Source organism: Mucilaginibacter rubeus (assembly GCF_014643835.1).
GTDB classification, from domain to species: domain Bacteria; phylum Bacteroidota; class Bacteroidia; order Sphingobacteriales; family Sphingobacteriaceae; genus Mucilaginibacter; species Mucilaginibacter rubeus.
In genome coordinates, this window is sequence record NZ_BMKD01000016.1 from 1 (window position 1) to 20,598 (window position 20,598).

Here is a 20,598-nt window from a genome sequence, read left to right on the forward strand (position 1 = left end):
TGGTACGGAAGAAAAGGCGAAGGGTTTATACCACCCAATCTTTTCACTGGTTAAAAAAGTATCCCAACTGTATAAAAGAAATAATCCCTAATAAAGTAAATGAGATATGGGTATCAGATATAACCTTGTATCGTCCTAAAATAAGTTTACAGATTAATTGATAAATCCTGCTATAGGTTTACATTACACACAGGCACAAGTGAGCCTTGCTCAATCAACCGTACAACACTTGCGCCAGAGAAGGGCGCCAGAGAAGAGCATATTATTGCATTTGATTAATCATTCGTCCTTCTATTCTTCAACCAATACCAGCCTAAATTAAAGGCGATAACAAAATGGTTTAAAACAGTCGGGATCAAGCCATAATTCCGCCTCATGATCTCGAAACGCTCCATCAAACTTTGACGGTGCCTTTTCTTCGACATGCCCCCTACCAGGTATTTGGCCACGTAACGGTTAACGTTAACGATCTTTTTAGCTTTTTTTGCCGCGCGGATTATCCAGTCGATATCTGAACTCAATTGATATCTTCGGTCATAGGGTTCTGCCAGCGACCGCCTGATATAGATAGCCTGGTGGCTAATGCTCATGCCATATTTAAAACCACGCCAGGTAAACTTTGCGGGTGCTTTGTGACGGCGCTGCCCTAAACTACTCCCCTCATCGGCTATCATTTCTGTCTCACCATAATAAATGTCGGCATCCTCTGCAGCAGCAAAAACCGCAGCAACGGTTTCGTTATCATAAAACTCATCTCCCGAGTTCATGAAGATCACATAATCGCCGGTAGCTAAAGCAAGCCCTTTATTCATGGCATCATAAATGCCCTCATCTTTTTCGCTGATGAATTTGGTTATTTGACTTTTATACTTGTCAATTACCTGTAGGGTACCATCATTAGATAAACCATCGACGATAATATATTCAATATTAGTATATGTCTGATTAATCACCGAGCGGATAGTACGCTCAATATCTCTAACATTATTATAAACAATAATGATAACGCTTAGTCTTGGATTAAACATTATTCCCTCCCTTACTCAGTAATTGTCGATAAACTTCGATATGTTTTCTGGCTATTACTTCTTCCGAAAACCTATCCATAATGGTTTGCCGGGCCTGGTGGTTCAACTTGTCCTTTTCAGGATGTTTAATGATCCATTCCATCCCATCAGTAAAACTTTCGGATGAACGATAGGTGGCAAGGAAACCACTATACTGGTGCCGCACCATATCCGGGATGCCACCTGTAGTAAAAGCGATTACGGGTGTACCGCAACTCAGGCTTTCCATTACGGTGTAAGGTAAATTATCCTCAAGCGAAGGGATTAAAAAAGCATCGGCCGCGGCGTAGTGCAGGGCCAGTTTCTCATCGTTATTGATGGTTCCTAAAAAGCTGGTTTTAAAAGGAAAGTCAGGCAGGTTTTCCGTACCCCGGTTGCCGAACACCACCAATTCTATCTGATCGGTTTCTGCACCTAAACGCTGTCTTAGTAATTCCATACTTTCCAACAGATATTGGGTACCTTTATGCAGATCTTTACGCGATGGCATAAAGCCACTTAAAAAGATAAATTTATCCGTCGGCAAGCCTGCTTTGGCTTTCGCCTCCTTTTTGTTTATCGGCTTAAAAACATCCGTTTCCAGCGTATTTGGAATATTGCTTGTGGCTTTGCTCCGCATCAAACTGCTTTTCTTTACAGAATCTTGCATCCATAAACTTGGGGCGATAATGTTGAAGTCGAGTTGCTGATAAGCCTTATTTTTTTGCTGCCAAATGCGGTGCGAAATATCATCATCGGCAGAGTTGATCAGCAGCGGGCAGTTACCGCATTGTTGCTGGTAATGATCGCAGGTATAGCGTACATGGCAACCGCCGGTAAAAGCATTGCTATCGTGAAAGGTCCACACCACAGGCTTGCCCAGCTTTCTAATTTCGGCTATATGTTTAGGGTCCAGAAAACCGTGATTAATCCAATGCAGGTGAATGATATCGGCTTTTTTCACATCGGGATGATTAACTACCGAACGGCCAAACCAGGTGAAAGAAAACGGGGTACGGCTATCGGGTTTTAAAAAGCGTTTGGCCAATATCCGTTCCAGGATAATAGTAGCGGCGGCGTATGATTTTTGAATGATATTACCGTTAAAAGTCTTGATATCAGGATTATTTCCAAATTTATAATGTACTATAATTTTAGAATCGATATTTTGGCTAAGTAATGCCCGGTTAAGGCGCATGCAGGCCCTGCCCGCGCCGCCGTTACCGTCATACGTATTGAGGTGCACCACTTTTAACATGGCTCAAAAATACATTTATTCATAAAACTTAAACCATATGAAGAAACTATACATCGTATTGTTTTTGGCAGCACTGTGCCAAACCAGCCTTAAAGCCCAAACAACCGGGAGCTATTTTACATCTAACCCAACCCTAACACCCGATGGCAAAACTGTAATTTTCAGTTACGAAGGCGATCTTTGGAAAGCCGATATCAACAGCACAGCCGCCACGCGATTGACCGCCATGCAGGGTGAAGAAACCAGTCCGCGGGTATCGCCCGACGGGCAATGGCTGGCCTTTTCATCAAACCAGTTTGGCAATAACGATGTATACGTAATGCCCCTCGCCGGCGGCGATATCAAACAGCTTACCTATAACGATGCCGGCGATAATGTGGATTCCTGGAGCTGGGATTCGAAATCCATTTACTTTAACTCAAGCCGTTACAATGGCTTCAGCGAATACAAAGTAGCAGCTACCGGCGGAACACCCGTTAGGCTGTTTGGTCATTATTTTAATACCATACACGGTGTTGTTGAGCATCCGCAAACCGGCGAGCTATTTTTCAGCAATACCTGGGAGAGCATTTATTTCCCCACCCGTAAGCATTATAAAGGCGCTTACAATCCCGATATTCAATCATACAATCCTAAAACCAAAGCCTATAAAAAATATACCGACTGGCAGGGCAAGGATTTCTGGACCACCATTGATCAAAAAGGCAATATCTATTTTGTATCCGACGAGGGCAACGAAGAATATAACCTGTATACCTTTATCGATGGTAAAAAAACCGCGTTAACCCAGTTCCCCACCTCTCTCAAACGCCCGCAGGTAAGTGCCGATGGCGGCAAGGTAGTGTTTGAAAAAGATTACCAGATTTTTGTTTACGATGTGGCATCCAAACAAACGCAGAAGCTAAGCTTAAACCTGTTCCGCAATAATGTACTGCCTAAAGACCAATCGTTTGAAACAGGCGGTAAAATTGAAGGGGCAGCATTATCACCCGATGGCAAAAAGCTGGCTTTTGTATCCCGCGGCGAATTATTTGTAAGCGATGCCGAAGGTAAATTCGGCAAAAAACTAGAGCGTAATACCAGCGAACGCATTACCGAAGTAAGCTGGATGAGCGATAACAAAACCCTCATTTTTGGTCAAACCCTGGGTGGCTATCCTAATTGGTACACCATAACAGCCGACGGCAGCGGTGCCGAAAAACAGCTTACCACAGATAAAGGCAGCAATCGCCTGCTGAGCATGAATAAAGACCGCACACAGGCCATTTATCTGAGTGGCCGTAATGAACTGAAACTTTTGGATCTGAAAACACTCACATCAAAAACTATTGTTACCGATGAGTTTTGGGGATTCTACAACCCTCCTCCGCGCTTTTCGCCAAATGGCGAGTACGTGGTATACAACGCTTACCGCAATTTTGAGATGGACGTTTTTGTTTATGAGATAAAAACCGGGAAAATACTGAACCTTACCAATAGCGGTGTTACAGAATCGGCGCCATTCTGGTCGCCGGATGGTAAGTATATTTATTTTGCGTCATCCCGTACGCAGCCCGAGTATCCTTACGGCTCAAAAGATGCCCACGTTTACCGGATGCCTTTGCAAAAATATGATGATCCTTTTAAAATGGATAAGTTTACGGCCCTGTTTAAAGAGGAGAAAAAAGACGACGATAAAAACAAAAAGGATAAGGACAAAAAAGCGTCTAACAAAAAGAAACCTTTATCTGAGCAGCCAACGCCTAAACCGCCTGCCGATATTGTGATAGACACCGAAGAACCGATGAAAAGACTGGAACGCATCAGCCCGGAGTTTGGCCAGGCGCAGGGCCCCTATGTAATTCAAAAAGGAGATAAAACATTGGTATACTATGCCTCAAACCATAGCGAAGGTAAGGGGGCGCTTTACCGTACCACCCTTGAAGCTTTTGAAAACCCTAAAACTGAAAAAGTTGGCGGCGGCGACTTCGGCAATTACAACATTTTTGGCAACGGTGATAAATATTTTGTACTGGCCGGAGGCAATATCTACACCCTAAACATCGATGCTAACAAAGTGGATAAGTTAGATATCAATTACAGCTTTACCCGTAACATGGCCGGGGAATTTACACAGATGTTTGATGAAACCTGGGCCGGACTGGATGAAAACTATTACGACGGCAATTTCCACGGGGCCGACTGGAAAAAGGTTCATGACAGCTATAAAACATTTGTCCCTTATATTAATAACCGGGCCGACCTGCGCCTGTTGTTGAATGACATGCTTGGCGAGCTTAACTCATCGCACCAGGGTTTTTACTCAAATGGCAGCGAGGAAAAGAAAACCCTCAGCTACCGTACCATGGAAACCGGAATTATTTTTGACAATGATTCACCATACAAAGTTAGCAGTATAGTCATCCATAGTAATGCGGATAAAGCAGGCATTGACGTAAAACCGGGCGATATCCTGAAAGCAGTGAACGGCGTTACGGTTGATGAAAAGCAGGACCGTAATTATTACTTCAGCAAACCGTCGCTTGATAAGGAAATTGAGCTAACCTTTAGCCGCGGCGGCAAAGATATTAAAGTAAAGCTTCACCCAGAGTCAACCGGTGACCTGTCTGGCAATCTTTACGACGATTGGATCAAATCAAATGCTAAAACGGTTGCCGAAAAAAGCAAAAACCGCATTGCTTACTCCTATATGAAAAACATGGGCGATGGCGCCCTGGAAGATTTCCTGGAAGATATGGTTGATGATGCTTATAATAAAGACGCGCTCATCCTCGACCTGAGATATAACACAGGCGGTAACGTACATGATAATGTTTTAAAATTCTTGTCGCAAAAACCCTATTTGCAATGGGCTTACCGCGACGGTAAAAAAACACAGCAATCAAACTTTGCACCGGCGGCCAAACCGATCATCCTGCTCATGAATGAGCAAACCCTAAGCGATGGCGAAATGACCTCACAAGGCTTTAAACAATTGGGCCTTGGCAAGATCATCGGCACCGAAACTTACCGCTGGATCATTTTTACCAGTGGCAAAGGTTTGGTTGACGGATCATTCTACCGCATTCCGGCCTGGGGCTGCTATACGCTTGACGGCAAGGATATTGAAAAAACAGGTGTAACACCAGACATTTATGTAAAAACAGATTTTGCCGACAGAATAGAAAATAAAGATCCGCAGTTAGACAGGGCTGTTGAGGAGATCTTGAAACAGTTGAAGTAATCAGTGGCAGTTTTTAGTTGCAGTAGCGGGAATTTTTATAAGCTGCCCTTTCTCGTCGAGGTCCTGTCCAAGATACCTTGACGGGAAATTATAATAAATTATTCATTTTAAGGAAATATAAAAATTGCATATAATTGAATATAATAATTAGTATTATTACCAAACCAATTACTTATCCTTTATTTAAGATTCATGAAACCTGTACTTTATCTAAATTATTTTAGAGGTTTTACCAACACCTTCCTACAATTGGAAGATGTAAATTTTTTTGTCGGTGAAAACAGCACAGGAAAGACATCTGTCTTAAAAATTATCAAACTTCTTTCTGATACAGATTTCTGGTTCAAAAGTAATCTGAAAAACCTAAGGACAGAATTTGGATACTATTCAGAGATTAGTAATAACGATTATTTTGAAATTGGACTAATAAGTGATGAATTTTCAAAGTTCGTCAAAATGCGATTTATTGACTATCAAGGCCTACCAGAGCTACAAGAGGTAAACCAAGTTGATTCATATTTAAATATCCATGTAGTTAAAACTCCTCAAAAGATTAGTTACAAATATAAAGGAGGAAATTACAGCCATTTTTTCAAAGAAAATTTTTACGCCAACTTTGAATCTTGGATTAACAATTCAGGTCTCGATGATTTAGAATTCAAAATTGCCAAGGTCGATAGAAGGTTTAATGCTCCATTTTTCCTCCATATACAGTTTTTAATATCCCAACGAATCAAAGAAAAAAAAAGCTTAAGTGGGTTACCATTCCCAATGCTCCTTGAGTCATTAGCATGGTTAGCTCCTATAAGAACAGAACCCAAAAGAACTTACGATGATTATGAATTAAATTTCTCTCCTGAAGGCAATCATATTCCTTATATATTAAAAAAAGAATTAACAGTCCAAAAACCCAATAAACATAGTAAAGATTTTAAAAGAATTTTAAATCGATTTGGAGAAGACAGTGGTTTGTATGAAAAAATAGAAGTAATAAAATTGGGGGATTCTACAACCTCTCCCTTTGAAATCAATATCGTTCTTAATCAGAAAACACAAAAGATAATTAATGTTGGGTATGGTGTTTCCCAAATTCTACCTTTAATTGTCGAAATAGTGGCGAGAACCAAAGGCACTTGGTTCGCATTACAGCAACCAGAGATACACCTTCACCCAAAGGGTCAAGCTGCCTTTGGAGATCTACTTTATAAATCCGCTTTATTGGATAAAAAGCATTTTATTGTTGAAACACATTCCGATTATACTATAGATCGATTTCGTCTTAAGTTAAAGAAGACCATTGTAGATAATGAGTCAAAAAAACCTAAAAGTCAGGTAGTTTTCTTTTGTAGAAACAATGAGGGAAATTCGTTGAGCATAATCCCAATATATCCTAACGGCAGTTATTCAGAAACCCAACCAAAGGAATTTAAAGAATTTTTCATCAAAGAAGAGTTGTCCTTATTACAAATTTAAATGTGCATAATAATTGATACAAATACGTTAGGGCCTGTGTTTAATTGTGAAAATGTTAATCATTCCACGTTCAAGCCAGTTTATAACTGGATAATTGAAGGACAAGGCAAAGTGGTCTATGGGGGAACTAAATATCTTGAAGAAATTTCAAAATATCGAAGGATATTTAAAGTACTAAAGGATATAAACAAAGCTATATCAATTGACAACGAAAAAGTCGATTTAATGACGATAGAAGCTTCAAAAGCCATCGCTCACCCAGATTTTGATGACCAGCATTTAATTGGATTGCTTTTAGTCTCCAAATGTAAATTAATATGCTCCGATGACAAAAGAGCATACCCTTTTTTTACCCATTCCTTATTCTTTAAAGCTCGCAACCGCCCCAAAATTTATCACACATTAAAAGGCATTTCACTGTTGGATCCAAAATACATTTCGGAGATTTGTCTGCCTTGTAGGGCATCTACCAATTACCAAAAAAAAACCATCAAAGAGATATTGCCCCAATCACTTATTTAGAACATATCCAAATAACATTTGTATAAAGCACTAACAGCTTTCAAATGTTATTTTTTGTAAATTCGCCGCTCTAAGGCCGGATAACGGGCTTAACGTCAATTTCTTTTACTTTTCACCTAAAAATCAAATACAAATGGCTTTTGATTTAGATATGATCAAAAAGGTTTACGACCGCTACAGCACTCGCGTTGATGCTGCCCGTAAAGCGACCGGTAAACCCCTAACTTTAACCGAAAAGATTTTATATGCCCACCTTAGCGAAGGCGATGCTCAAAAAGCATTCGGTCGCGGGGTAGATTATGTTGACTTTGCACCAGATCGTGTAGCTATGCAGGATGCTACTGCGCAAATGGCCCTTTTGCAGTTTATGCAAGCCGGTCGCCCGCAGGTTGCTGTTCCATCTACCGTACATTGCGATCACTTAATTCAGGCAAAAATCGGCGCTGTTGAAGATTTAAGTACTGCTGTTGACGTTAACCGCGAAGTTTATGACTTCCTGGCTTCAGTATCTGATAAATATGGCATTGGTTTCTGGAAAGCCGGTGCAGGTATCATTCACCAGGTAGTGTTGGAAAACTACGCTTTCCCGGGTGGTATGATGATCGGTACTGACTCACATACACCTAATGCAGGTGGTTTGGGTATGATTGCTATTGGTGTTGGTGGCGCTGATGCCTGCGACGTAATGGCCGGCTTACCCTGGGAGCTTAAATTCCCTAAACTGATTGGTGTAAAATTAACCGGTAAACTTTCTGGCTGGACTTCAGCTAAAGACGTAATCCTGCGTGTTGCTGGTATCCTTACTGTAAAAGGTGGTACCGGTGCTATTGTTGAATACTTTGGCGAAGGCGCACGCTCAATGTCTGCAACCGGTAAAGGCACTATTTGTAACATGGGTGCAGAAATTGGTGCTACTACTTCTATCTTCGGTTACGACGAAAAAGCTGCTGCTTACTTAAAAGGTACAAAACGTGCCGATATCGCTGAACTTGCCGATGCTATTGCTGAGCACTTAACCGGCGACGAAGAAGTTTACGCTAACCCTGAGCAATATTTCGACCAGGTTATTGAAATTAACTTATCAGAACTTGAACCACACGTAAACGGTCCGTTCACTCCGGATCTGGCATGGCCTATCTCTAAATTTGCTACAGCTGTTAAAGAAAACGGCTGGCCTACCAAATTAGAGGTTGGTTTGATTGGTTCATGTACCAACTCATCTTACGAAGACATCACCCGTTCGGCTTCTATCGCTAAACAGGCTATCGATAAAAAATTAAAAACTCAGGCCGAGTTCACCATCACTCCGGGTTCTGAGCAGGTTCGTTACACTGTTGACCGCGACGGCTATCTTGATACTTTTGCTCAAATGGGCGGTGTGGTATTGGCTAACGCCTGCGGACCATGTATTGGCCAGTGGGCCCGTCATACTGATGACCCTACCCGTAAAAACTCTATCATCACTTCGTTTAACCGTAACTTCGCTAAACGTCAGGATGGTAACCCTAACACCCACGCTTTCGTAGCGTCTCCTGAAATTGTTACCGCTTTCGCTATCGCGGGTGATTTAACTTTTAACCCACTTACTGACACGTTAACTAACGAAGCCGGTGAGCAGGTTAAATTCGATGAGCCTCAAGGTATCGAACTACCTGTAAAAGGTTTCGCGGTTGAAGATGCAGGCTACCAGGCACCAGCAGAGGACGGCAGCAAAGTTGAAGTTATCGTTTCTCCAACTTCATCACGTTTACAATTACTTGAGCCGTTCAAAGCCTGGGAAGGTACCGATATTACAGGCCTTAAATTGCTGATCAAAGCTAAAGGTAAATGTACTACCGACCACATTTCTATGGCTGGCCCATGGTTGAAATTCCGCGGTCACCTGGATAACATTTCAAACAACATGCTGATCGGTGCTATCAACTACTTTAACCTTACTGCCGATAGCGTTAAAAACGAATTAACCGGCGAGTATGGTCCTGTTCCGGCTACTCAGCGTGCTTACAAAGCAGCAGGTATCGGTTCGATTGTAGTAGGCGACGAAAACTATGGCGAAGGCTCATCACGTGAGCACGCAGCTATGGAACCACGTCACTTGGGTGTACGTGCTATATTGGTAAAATCATTTGCCCGTATCCACGAAACCAACCTTAAAAAACAAGGTATGCTGGGTATCACCTTCGCTGATCCTAACGATTACGAAAAGATCCAGGAAGATGATACTATCGATATCACCGGCTTAACTACTTTTGCCCCTGGCCAGCAGTTGACCGTGGTATTACACCATAAAGATGGTTCAACCGAATCATTCCCTGTAAACCACACTTACAATGCCCAGCAAATTGAGTGGTTTAAAGCAGGTGGTGCATTGAACATCATCCGCAAGCAAATGGCGTCTTAATTTCGGATATCGGAATTTTGATTTCGGATTTAATATTGAAGGCCTTCCCATTTTGGGGAGGCTTTTTTGTTGGAGGTTATTTAACTGGTTGAAGTTTAGCGATAGCGTAACTTCGACCTAAAATAATGGAAGCATTCTGCCTCCGGGTGCCGGGTACATTTGATTAATATTTAGATGAAATTTATAAAGTTAAGCTGAAAGCTTAACACATTTTGGAGTCGAAGTTACGCTATCGCTAAACTTCAACCAGTACCCGATTTATTTAGCAAATAAGATCAATTGATTGATCTTATTTGCTAAATAAAAATAAACATCTGAAAATAAAATATTACAATAGCGTTTAAAAACATATAATTAGTTATAATAACAAATTTTTTAGAATTTATATCTTACAAACGCCTCCATAGCTTCGTATTCAGCCAAACCAAGGTGTTGGCCGCGTTCTTACGACCAACTTCTGCATCATAAAAAGCGCTTTGTAATACCCCAACTGCTACCAAGGATTGCAAGCGAGAACTGCTATGCGCTATCATCTAATTTTATTGGGAAGGCGGCCACCTTCGATGAAACCCAAATATCAGACCCAAAACAACTACAATTACACCAAGCAAAACGAAAATTAACGTAACTATTCTGTCCGCCTGTCGGTTTGTCTTTATTTCCTCTGTCATCATTTTTTGAGCCGCATCTTTTTTTAGATCTATTGATCTGACTTTAGTTAATCGTGCCCTCATTGTAAATAAATGTATAAAATTTCTCTGTAATAATATTATACGTTCTCATCATACGGTATTTATGAATTGAGTTTCTCTCATCAGTTGACGTATCCCCAAGGCCAATTATATTCAATAAAAAAGCGCTCGTGAGGACACGGGCGCCGGGGAAATGTATCTTAAAATCCATGAACCATCAACCATGATCCATGAACTAATTTTTAAAATTTATACCTAACAAACGCCTCCATAGCCTCATATTCAGCTAAACCAAGGCGGTCGTAGCGTTGGGCCGTGTCGCGGGTGCGGTCTTCCGCCCTTACCCAAAACTCCCTTGCATCATCACCAGGGAATACCGGAGTATCCTTCTGTGACTGGTGTTTGAAGATCGCGTTACGTTTGCGGATCACTTCCTGTGGCGACAATGGTACTGCCATCTCTATTTCATGAGTTTCAAACTCATGCCATGCACCACGGTACATCCACAGCCAGCAGTCTTCTACCCAGGCTTCTTTACCTTTTAACCTGTCCAGTGCAGCTAAGATGATTTTGAAGCATACCAGGTGGGTTCCGTTAGGATCTGCAAAGTCACCTGCCGCAAAAATTTGTTGTGGTTTTACTTTTTGAAGCAGGTCGATGGTTAATTGAATATCTTCCTCACCTACCGAGTTCTTTTTGGTTTTGCCGGTTTCGTAAAACGGCAGTGCCATAAAGTGGATATGATCATCCTGTAAGCCTGCGTACCTTGCACCTGAAATCGCTTCTGTTTTCCTGATGAAGCCTTTTACATTCCTGATCTCCTGGGTATCAATTTCGTTTGGCTGTTTGGTTGGGAAGAAGGCACGCATGTCTTCATAGGATTTCTGTAGATGAGCGGTGTCTTCGCCGATGCTTTTTGTAAAGTCGATGGCAAATTCCATGTATCTCAAAACGTCATCATCCCATACCGCGGTATTTCCTGAGGTTTGGTAAGCTACGTGCACATCATGTCCCTGGTCTACCAAACGGATAAATGTACCGCCCATCGAGATCACGTCATCATCAGGGTGCGGTGAAAAGATAATAGAGCGTTTTTTAGCAGGCAGTGCCCTTTCCGGCCTTTGCGAATCATCCGCATCCGGTTTGCCGCCCGGCCAGCCGGTGATGGTATGCTGAATCTGGTTAAAAATATCAATGTTGATATTGTATACAGGGCCCTGCTCTACCGCAAGCTGCGCCATGCCGTGGTTATTGTAATCTTCTTCCGTTAGTTTCAGTACCGGTTTGTTAACCTCATTCGCCAACCAGATCACAGCCTTTTTCTTTAACTGGTTATCCCACACGCAGTCTTTAACTAACCATGGGGTATCAAACCGGGTTAGTTCTGATGCTGCATCTGCATCCAGTACAAACTCTACATGTTGTGATAGTTGCAGGTAGGTTGCAGGTACTTCGCCCGAGATCTCTCCTTCTACCGCTTTCTTGATGATCGGCGCTTTCTTCTTGTTCCAGGCCATCAAGATGATTTCCCTGGCCTTGAAAATAGTACCGATACCCATCGTAATGGCTTTGGTTGGCACATCAGCTTTACCACCAAAATCGCGGGCAGCGTCACGCCTGGTCAGGTCATCAAGCGTTACCATCCTGGTGCCTGAGTTAGGAGCCGAGCCCGGTTCGTTGAAACCGATGTGGCCTGTACGACCGATACCCAGGATCTGAAGGTCTAAGCCGCCCAATTCTTCTATCTGCTTTTCATAGGCTAAACAGAACGCTACAACTTCGTCTTTATCCAAAGTACCATCCGGGATGTGCACATTGGCTTTATCTATATCAATATGGCTGAACAGGTTTTCGTACATGAAGGTTACATAGCTTTGTGCTGCTGTGGGCTTCATGGGATAGTACTCATCCAGGTTGAAAGTGATCACATTCTTAAAGCTCAAGCCTGCTTCTTTGTGCTGCCTTACCAGTTCGGCATATACCCCTATCGGGGTTACACCGGTGGCAAGTCCTAATACCGCTTTTTCACCTTTGGCTTGTTTTGCGCGGATCAGATCTGCTATCCGGTTCGCTACCGCCACCGAGGCTTCTTGCTGGTTGTTGTAAACGCTTACCGGTAACTTCTCGTAACGTGTCTCTTCCAATAAATTTAATCGTGCCATAATTTTCTCAGAACCTATATATTATATGTTAAAGTTTAAAAAGTCGCTATACAAAAAACCCCCGCCAAGGGCGAGGATTTTTATCAAACCAATTAACAAAAATGTTTATCCTCACCGACATGAGGGTAAAGTAAAGTGCGTATAATAATATGCTGTGCATTATCAATACAAACTTACTAAAACAAAATTTGAATTAAAAGAACTTTTTAAATTTTTTTAATAAGTATTTTATCCTGGAAAGGATAGGATGGGGTTCATTTTGGCTAAAATTCACCCATATTAGTGAAGCTTATCCTAAGTAATAGTAAGAATCCTCTTTTCTTTCGCATCGTGACTTACGAAAATCATCATTCCCCTGGCTCAATCAAAATCGGGCGTCATGCTGAGTGATTTAAATCCGTTGGATTCTGAAGGAGAAATGACAAATCCACCACGTCATTGCTGAGTTACGAAGCAATCTCTTATAGGCAGACAAGGTGCTTAGTGGTATTGAACTTGCTTCGTCGCGCTCTTGGCCGCGCGGGGCCAGTTACTTTTGTCGCCACAAAAGTAACCAAAAAGGCTTGCAGCAGAGAGGCTTCTTTGCGCACAACCTGGCCCATAGCCATCGGCGCGGCCTTCACCCTGCAAAACGAACAGAACCACGGGCTGCAATTATTTTGCCCCCATTTGCACGCAATGCCTCCGCTTCTGCAAAAACTTGCTATGCCCCTGCAGTCGCACCGCCCAGCATCGTTCTGCTCGTTTTCACCCGAAGCTGATCTGCTGCGAAAAACCACATTTTTTATCTTGTCATGGGTAGCTCGTCGAAGCATGGCGGGCAAGGCCTCTGCGCACAACCCTTCGACGGGTTCAGGGTGACAGGCCTTCTTTGATTAATTTATTTTTCCGTTAGAGTCATATAATTTAACATGCCACTTAGACCCTCCCCAAAAAGGCAAAAGAGTTCCTGATGGGCAGGAATACTCTTTTTGCTAACCAATTATAAAACATAAATCATGAGATGAGAAGAGATGCAGGGGTGGAATCGAACCATCCGTTTGCTGCCGGCCAGCACCTGCCATTTAGTTTAAAAATGAACCCCATTTGCAAACTAATCTGTCGCAAATATATAAATATTCTATTAAATCTATATATTTAGTAGAATATATTCACAAAACATTCATTTTCTTTATGAAACGAGTCCATTAAATAAATTAAACGCATTGATAATCAAGATATTATAATTAATATTTGAGCATTCTGCTTTCAGGCTTTCGTATCCAAAAGTCTTCATTACAACATCATTATTAGCGCGGATCAGACTTATTAGAACAGATCTTTTCGAAAGGGACTGGGTATTCTTCGCCTAATGACTTTTCATATTCAGCGCTAAACTCCGCATAAACTTTCCGGGCATGTTCAATGCCTTTAGTACGCCTCAGGGCTTTGAGCTTAAACTTAATACCGATATCATTAAAAGGATCGATATTCAACACAATGCGGGCTATCTCCAGCGCTTTTTTATAATCAAAAGCATCATAAGCCTTTTTTATTACCGGCAAAATAGCCGGCATCAGCGCTTCTTCGTACTCTTGCTTAAAATCATCAAGCCAAATTTCAGGAATATGCTGCAATAGCCCGCCACGGGCAACTAAGTCGAGATAATTGAACGCAGAGGGTTCACCAACATTAGTTTGTTTAAGTGCTTCCCTCACCACAAAATAATCGCAATAAAAATCTTCGGTGCTGATAAAACTATAGGTATCATTTAAAAAGGCAAGTTCCAGTCCATCTATATCCGAAAGTATGTTACGGAGGTGATTGATGGTTACACCGCGAATATTCTTAGTTTTAACCACATCCTTATCAGGCCATAGCGTAGTGGAGATCTTTTTTGATATCACACCGTTCTTTTCGCGACTGTTCAACAAAATAAGAATAAACAGCTGCTTGATCTTGGGACTGAACAGGTAAGTAATATCCCGTTTATTTTTATCATAAACAGTAAACTCGCCCAAGAGGTAAACAGCGTTGGCTTTGTTACCCATTTCAGTTTCAATTTTTTGTTCGGCAATACGCTCCTCCTTAACAGTAACGGGTTCATCGTTATCCTTTCTCCGCCTTAAGAAAAACATGACAATTCCGCATAACAATACAAATGCAGACGCGCCACCCAATATCCTGTATAAAGTAAAAGATTTGCTTTTGGGCTGGTGGGCAGCCACAAATGCCTCCTGGCTCACGGGCGGCGCGGTAAGTGCAAAGATTTTTATGGTTGATCGCGACGGAGTTTCAAACTCCTGTGTAGTACAATAAAATACATCCTGCTTAGCATTGTAAAACAGGTTATGGTCAGTTTCTATCCGTTCGGACACAACCGGAATGGTACCGCTTACTACCTGGTACGACCCATCTTTTATCGAAAATTTGTACAGACGTAAACTCGTTTTAGGCCGTTCGTGCGGATAGCATAGCACATAAAGAAACTGCTTATCTTTTGATACAATAAGATTATTGGCCGGTACAAATGCTTCTTCATCCGGTTTGATCTCCCAGAGTTTTTTTATGCTATGCTTACCCAGGTTAACCCGGTACAGGTCATAATAGTGCATCCCGCCTACTACCTGGTTGCCCGACTGGTTGCCGTAGCCACCAAAAATGTAAACATCGTTGTTTTGATCGGCCGTACTTGCAGCCGAAAAGAACCGGGGGTTGATCACATCGCCGGTAAAACTTTGTTGCTGCCAGTTATCTGCGGCTTTATCGTACTTAAAAAAGTTATTATAGTATTTAAAAGAGCCGTACCCGCCAAAAAGGTAAAAGTTGTTAAAGTATTTATCGTAAAAAATATTATGATGATGCCTTTGCTCCGTTATGGTCGCCTTACCATAAAAATCCCAGCTAAGGCTGTCCAGGTTAAAAGAAGCGATACTTGGAGAAGGCTGCGGGGCCCTAAGTACTTCATACAAATAGCATTCATTCTCCTTAAGGTTTACAATACTTTTGCCCAGGTGCAAGGGTACTGCCAGTTTATTTTTGAAGGGTTTTGTTTCTACTGCATCCCGCCCGGCATCATAAAACATCAGGGAATCACTTTTAAAGATAAAGAACTGCTCATTTTTTTCATTAAAGTTGATCCCTGCAACCTCGTTAAAAGTGTGCACGAATTTCTCTTTCCAAAAGTACGATTCGTTGATAAGCCATGCCGGGTTATCAACGTGCCCCAGATTATCTCCGTCAACCGTAAAAACATCATTCCCGGTCCATTCGCTAAGCAGGAAGGTATAGGATTTATCATCGTTGCTGACAACCAGATTTTTAATGGCCATATTCGGCACATCCGAATAATGTTCGTTTTTGCCAAAGGTGATCTTCGCGGTTATTTTACCGTTAAAACCTAATCCTGCTGCCCGGTACCATTTTCCGTTTATGGATATGCCTACTTTATCGCCTTTGAGATCAAGATCAACAATCACCTTAAACCATTTACGCCGTTTCAGCATAGTATCGGCAAGGGGGATGCTGAGTTTATTACTCCGGCTATCAATATTGAAATTGAGGAACGAACCATGATTATAAATCGCACTCAGACTGTAGGAGTTACCCTTATCATCAGTTAAGTTTAAAATATAGCCAAGGTGCTGGTTGTCCCACAATGAAAGGTCGAAACCAATGGCCAGGTGATCATGAAAAGTTGGCAGATCATCCTTAAAAACCTGATAAGAGGTGCGCTTGCTCATCAGGCTGTCATTTGAACCAAACTGCAACCCCTGTCCCCTGCTCTCCATTGCAGACAGCAGTATAATAAAAAGCAATACAAGCTTACATGCCCTTTTTGAAAGCATTAAAACCTTACTTTTTTCCACCATTTATAATACATGTTTAAACTTGCTGATCAGGACAGCATTCAGGTTAGAATAATATGCTAAATTATACATTTTTTGGGTACCGCAGGTGGCGGATTTTCATCATTTCGGCCGTCTGTTTGCCGATGAATGTGCAATTAGATCGAACCCGCAATAATTTTATTGGAGGCCATCCCGATTAGTATTACCGGCGTCATTATTGGCCCGGTTAGTCCACGCCCAGACACAGCCTCCCATATTTAACCCATCCAGCCACGACCAAATGTTAAATTTTGGCGATGAAATGTTAAATCTACAGTATAAAATGTTAAATCGCTTGCACAACTAACTATTTAGTTATATTTTGGCTTTCATAATCGACCTTATGAAAATCACAATTATTGGAGTACTGCTATTTCTTGTGGGCACAGTAAGCTTGTCAGCCCAAACCAATTACAGCATTAAAGGAATTATAGCCGATACCGTTTCTAATTCTAAATTAGCAAACGCCAGCATCAGCGTTATAACCGCTAAAGATTCCATCCTTCAAAAATTTACCCGTGTTAAAGAGGATGGTACATTTGCCATTAACAATTTAAGTAAGGGCAAGTTCATTGTACTGGCCACTTACCCCGGTTATGCTGATTTTGTAGAACGTTTTACGTTGGATTCGGCGCATACCACACACAACTTCGGCCGAATCAGCATGCTGCTTAAAGAGCGTCTTTTACAGGAAGTGATTGTAAAAGGAAAAGCGGCTGCCATCAAAATTAAGGGCGATACCACCGAGTTTAATCCTGCAGCCTACAATATCCAGCCCAACTCAAAAGTTGAAGACCTGCTGAAACAACTACCTGGCATTGAAGTAGATAAAGACGGCAAGATCACGGCGCAAGGCCAAACCGTAAAAAAAGTATTGGTTGACGGTGAGGAATTTTTTGGAGATGACCCTACCCTGGTTACCAAAAATCTTCGTGCCGATATGGTGGATAAGGTACAGCTTTACGACAAGAAGAGCGATCAGGCTGCGTTTACAGGTATTGATGATGGCGTGAAAGACAAAACCATCAATATTAAACTTAAGGAAGATAAAAAGAACGGCTACTTCGGCAAGCTTGATGGTGGCATAGGCACCGATGGCTATTACCAGGGGCAGGCTTTATTTAACCGCTTTAAGGGAAAGCAGAAGTTTTCAGTTTATGGTACGCTGGGCAATAACGGTAAAACAGGTTTAGGCTGGGAAGATAATAATAAATATGGCGGCGGTAGCGGCATGGAAATGAGCGACGATGGTGGTTTTTACTTCTATAGCGGCGGAGGTGATGATCTTGATAGTTTTAGTGGCCGATATGATGGCGAAGGTAAACCGATAGCGCGTACTGGTGGCGTACATTACGATACCAAATGGAACGGCGATAAGGAATCTCTAAATACCAATTATAAAATAGGGTCACTTACGGTTGATGGGACAAAGAACACCCAAACACTAAATAACTTTCCTGGTAATATTACAACTGTTAACACCGATCAAACAAATCACAATTACCTGTTTCGCCAAAAACTCGACCTGAATTACCAGTTAAAGATCGATTCGATGCAGAACCTAAAAGTTACGGCCGACGGAACTTTAAGACACAGCGATACCAAAAGCTCGTTCCAAACACAAAACCGTCTTCTAAATGGTAACCTTACCAACACCAACGATCAGGATAATAGCGCCAATGTTGACGGCAAGGTATTTAATGCCAGTGCGTTCTATACCAAAAAATTCAAAAAGAAAAGCCGCACGTTATCAGTAAACTTCAGAACAAGCCTTAATGAAAGTGATTCGAAAGGCTTCCTGAAATCAACTCTTGGTTACTACAATCCGGCAAACGGCGAACATTTAAGGGATACAGTTACCGATCAGTATAAAGCTAATAAAACTCAAAGCACAAATATCAGCACTAACATAACTTATACCGAACCCCTCGCTAAAGATTTTACGCTGGCTTTGAGTTATATGATAGCAGTAAATAATGCTAACAACGATAGGCGCAGCTTCAATAAACCATCTGCCACAGCTGGTGTTTATTCGGTTTTAGATAGCATTTATAGCAGCGATTATAAACTAAACCAATTATCAAACCAGGGAGGCGCGGTATTTAACATTCAGAAACAAAAATTCACATTTAACTTTGGCACCAAAATAGCCGGAGTTAAGTTTAAGCAGGTTGATGAATTTGGTCGTACACCTGATTTAACACGTAATTTCACCAACTGGTACCCGCAAGCCAGCTTCCAGTACAAATTTACCAAGCAATCAAGCATTCGTTTAAGCTACAATGGCAATACTTCGCAACCCAGCATTGATCAGATCCAACCGGTTAGGATAAATAACGACCAATTGAACATACAAACAGGTAACGCAGACCTGAAACCGTCATTCACCAACCGTTACAACATCAGCTATAACTCGTATAAAGTTATCAGCAATCAATATATCTGGATCAGCGGTTCGTACTCAACAACCAGTAACCCCATTGTAACCAATGCTGTACGCGATACCTCTGGTGTTATTACCTATAAGCCATCAAATTTAAAAAACCACTCAACCAGCACTTTTTGGGCAAATAGCTATTTTGAAAGAAAAATACCGGGAATAGGTATTAACGCTGGTTTCGAGTTATCAGCTAACGGTAGTGGCTACTATAATTTCCAGAATGATACGCTAAACAAAACCAAATCATATAACTATTCGGGAAGTATCCGGCTTTCTAAATATAAAGAGAAAAAGTACGATGCCTGGATTTCGGCGGGCCCTACCTACACGATCAACTCATCGTCGTTAAATTCCGCACTAAATAATAACGGACGCGGATTTAACGCCAACGGAGGCTTCAACATTTACCTTCCGGGAAAATTCCAGATCGGATCGGATGGAAACTACACCTATAACGCTCCGACAAAATCTTTCCCTGATCAGGATTTCAAGCGCTTCCTGTTAAATGCCAATATAGCGCGCACATTTTTTAAAGACGCGCTGAAAGCAACCATTTCGGGCAATGATTTGTTAAATCAAAATATCGGTTATAACCGTACCGGTGCATCAAACATCATTACGCAAGAACGTTACACCACAATAAGGAGGTACTTCATGTTCACCCTCACCTGGGATTTTAACAAAGTTGGAGGCGGTACACCTAAAAAATAACCTATCATGAAAAAGATTTTAACCTTAACAACCGTATTGCTATTAATCGCGAACGTTTTGCTTGCGCAGGGCAATAAGCATTTTACTTTTCACGGTACCATTGAGTATAACAAAACCTCAAATGTATGGGCTATGCTGCAAAAACTGATCAACAAGGATAATGAAAGCTGGTACCAGCCTATGTATGATCAGTACAAGAAAAATAAGCCACAGTTTAAGGTTTTGAAAAGCTCATTAAAATTTGGCAATAATCAAACCTTGTTTACTCCTATTGAACCGGAATACACCCCCAACAATTTTGGCGACGAACTGCCGATGGCTGTACAGAATAATACCATTTACACCGATTATAATACGGGTTTAAGCACCAGCCAAAAGAAGGTATTTGAAGAAACCTTCCTGGTAAAGGATACCACAAGGCACATTAAATGGAAACTAACCGGCGAAAACAGGGAGATTGCCGGTTATAACTGCCGCAGAGCAAACGGCCTCATACTTGATTCTATCTATGTAGTAGCTTTTTATACCGATGAGATCCCTGTTTCCGGTGGCCCCGAATCATTTAATGGTTTGCCGGGTATGATATTAGGAGTTGCATTGCCCCATGAAAACATAACCTGGTTTGCCACCAAGGTCACCGAACAACCGGTAGATGAAAAATCCCTCTCAGCACCTAAAAAAGGGAAAGCAGGTAATAACAAAAGCTTCCTTACTGTACTGCAAAACGCCATGAAAGATTGGGGCGAAACTTATGCAAAGCAGTATTTAAAAGGATTTTCGTTGTAGGAGGAGAACGTTAAT

At 41.7% G+C, this 20,598-nt stretch carries 10 protein-coding genes; 6 read left to right on the forward strand and 4 right to left on the reverse strand.

The window, feature by feature from the left end; translation table 11 throughout:
- Positions 1-275: 275 nt before the first annotated feature.
- Together IEX80_RS27550 and IEX80_RS27555 are read right to left on the reverse strand one after the other, a co-directional pair.
- Positions 276-1,028 (reverse strand): glycosyltransferase family 2 protein, encoded by a 753-nt coding sequence (locus IEX80_RS27550; protein ID WP_188834810.1) that lies wholly within the window; start codon positions 1,026-1,028, stop codon positions 276-278.
- Positions 1,021-2,304, reverse strand: a complete 1,284-nt coding sequence (locus IEX80_RS27555) for a glycosyltransferase (protein WP_090535032.1) — start codon at positions 2,302-2,304, stop codon at positions 1,021-1,023. The genes IEX80_RS27550 and IEX80_RS27555 overlap by 8 nt, the downstream gene beginning before the upstream one ends.
- A 37-nt stretch (positions 2,305-2,341) precedes the next feature.
- Between IEX80_RS27555 and IEX80_RS27560 the strand changes: the two genes are divergently transcribed.
- The 4 genes from IEX80_RS27560 to IEX80_RS27575 all read left to right on the forward strand — a co-directional run bounded on the left by IEX80_RS27560 (position 2,342) and on the right by IEX80_RS27575 (position 9,923).
- A complete protein-coding gene (locus tag IEX80_RS27560; RefSeq protein ID WP_188834811.1) occupies positions 2,342-5,527 on the forward strand; it encodes a S41 family peptidase in 3,186 nt (1,061 codons plus the stop codon).
- Positions 5,528-5,719: 192 nt separating this feature from the next.
- Complete coding sequence (locus tag IEX80_RS27565) at positions 5,720-7,000, forward strand: AAA family ATPase (RefSeq protein WP_188834812.1); 1,281 nt, start codon at positions 5,720-5,722, stop codon at positions 6,998-7,000.
- Positions 7,001-7,522, forward strand: a complete 522-nt coding sequence (locus IEX80_RS27570) for a hypothetical protein (protein ID WP_188834813.1) — start codon at positions 7,001-7,003, stop codon at positions 7,520-7,522.
- A gap of 133 nt (positions 7,523-7,655) precedes the next feature.
- A complete protein-coding gene (locus tag IEX80_RS27575) occupies positions 7,656-9,923 on the forward strand; it encodes an aconitate hydratase (RefSeq protein ID WP_188834814.1) in 2,268 nt (755 codons plus the stop codon).
- A 934-nt stretch (positions 9,924-10,857) separates the two neighbouring features.
- On the opposite strand, the gene nagB is transcribed toward IEX80_RS27575, so the two are convergent.
- Positions 10,858-12,777 (reverse strand): glucosamine-6-phosphate deaminase, encoded by a 1,920-nt coding sequence (nagB, locus tag IEX80_RS27580; RefSeq protein ID WP_176629106.1) that lies wholly within the window; start codon positions 12,775-12,777, stop codon positions 10,858-10,860.
- Between the two features lie 1,289 nt (positions 12,778-14,066).
- Positions 14,067-16,628, reverse strand: a complete 2,562-nt coding sequence (locus tag IEX80_RS27585) for a Kelch repeat-containing protein (RefSeq protein ID WP_229701785.1) — start codon at positions 16,626-16,628, stop codon at positions 14,067-14,069.
- 361 nt (positions 16,629-16,989) lie between these two features.
- Between IEX80_RS27585 and IEX80_RS27590 the strand changes: the two genes are divergently transcribed.
- Together IEX80_RS27590 and IEX80_RS27595 are read left to right on the forward strand one after the other, a co-directional pair.
- Positions 16,990-19,797 (forward strand): outer membrane beta-barrel family protein, encoded by a 2,808-nt coding sequence (locus IEX80_RS27590; protein WP_188834816.1) that lies wholly within the window; start codon positions 16,990-16,992, stop codon positions 19,795-19,797.
- Between the two features lie 6 nt (positions 19,798-19,803).
- Entirely contained in the window at positions 19,804-20,583 is a 780-nt protein-coding gene (locus tag IEX80_RS27595) for a GLPGLI family protein (RefSeq protein ID WP_188834817.1), read from the forward strand.
- Positions 20,584-20,598 lie beyond the last annotated feature (15 nt).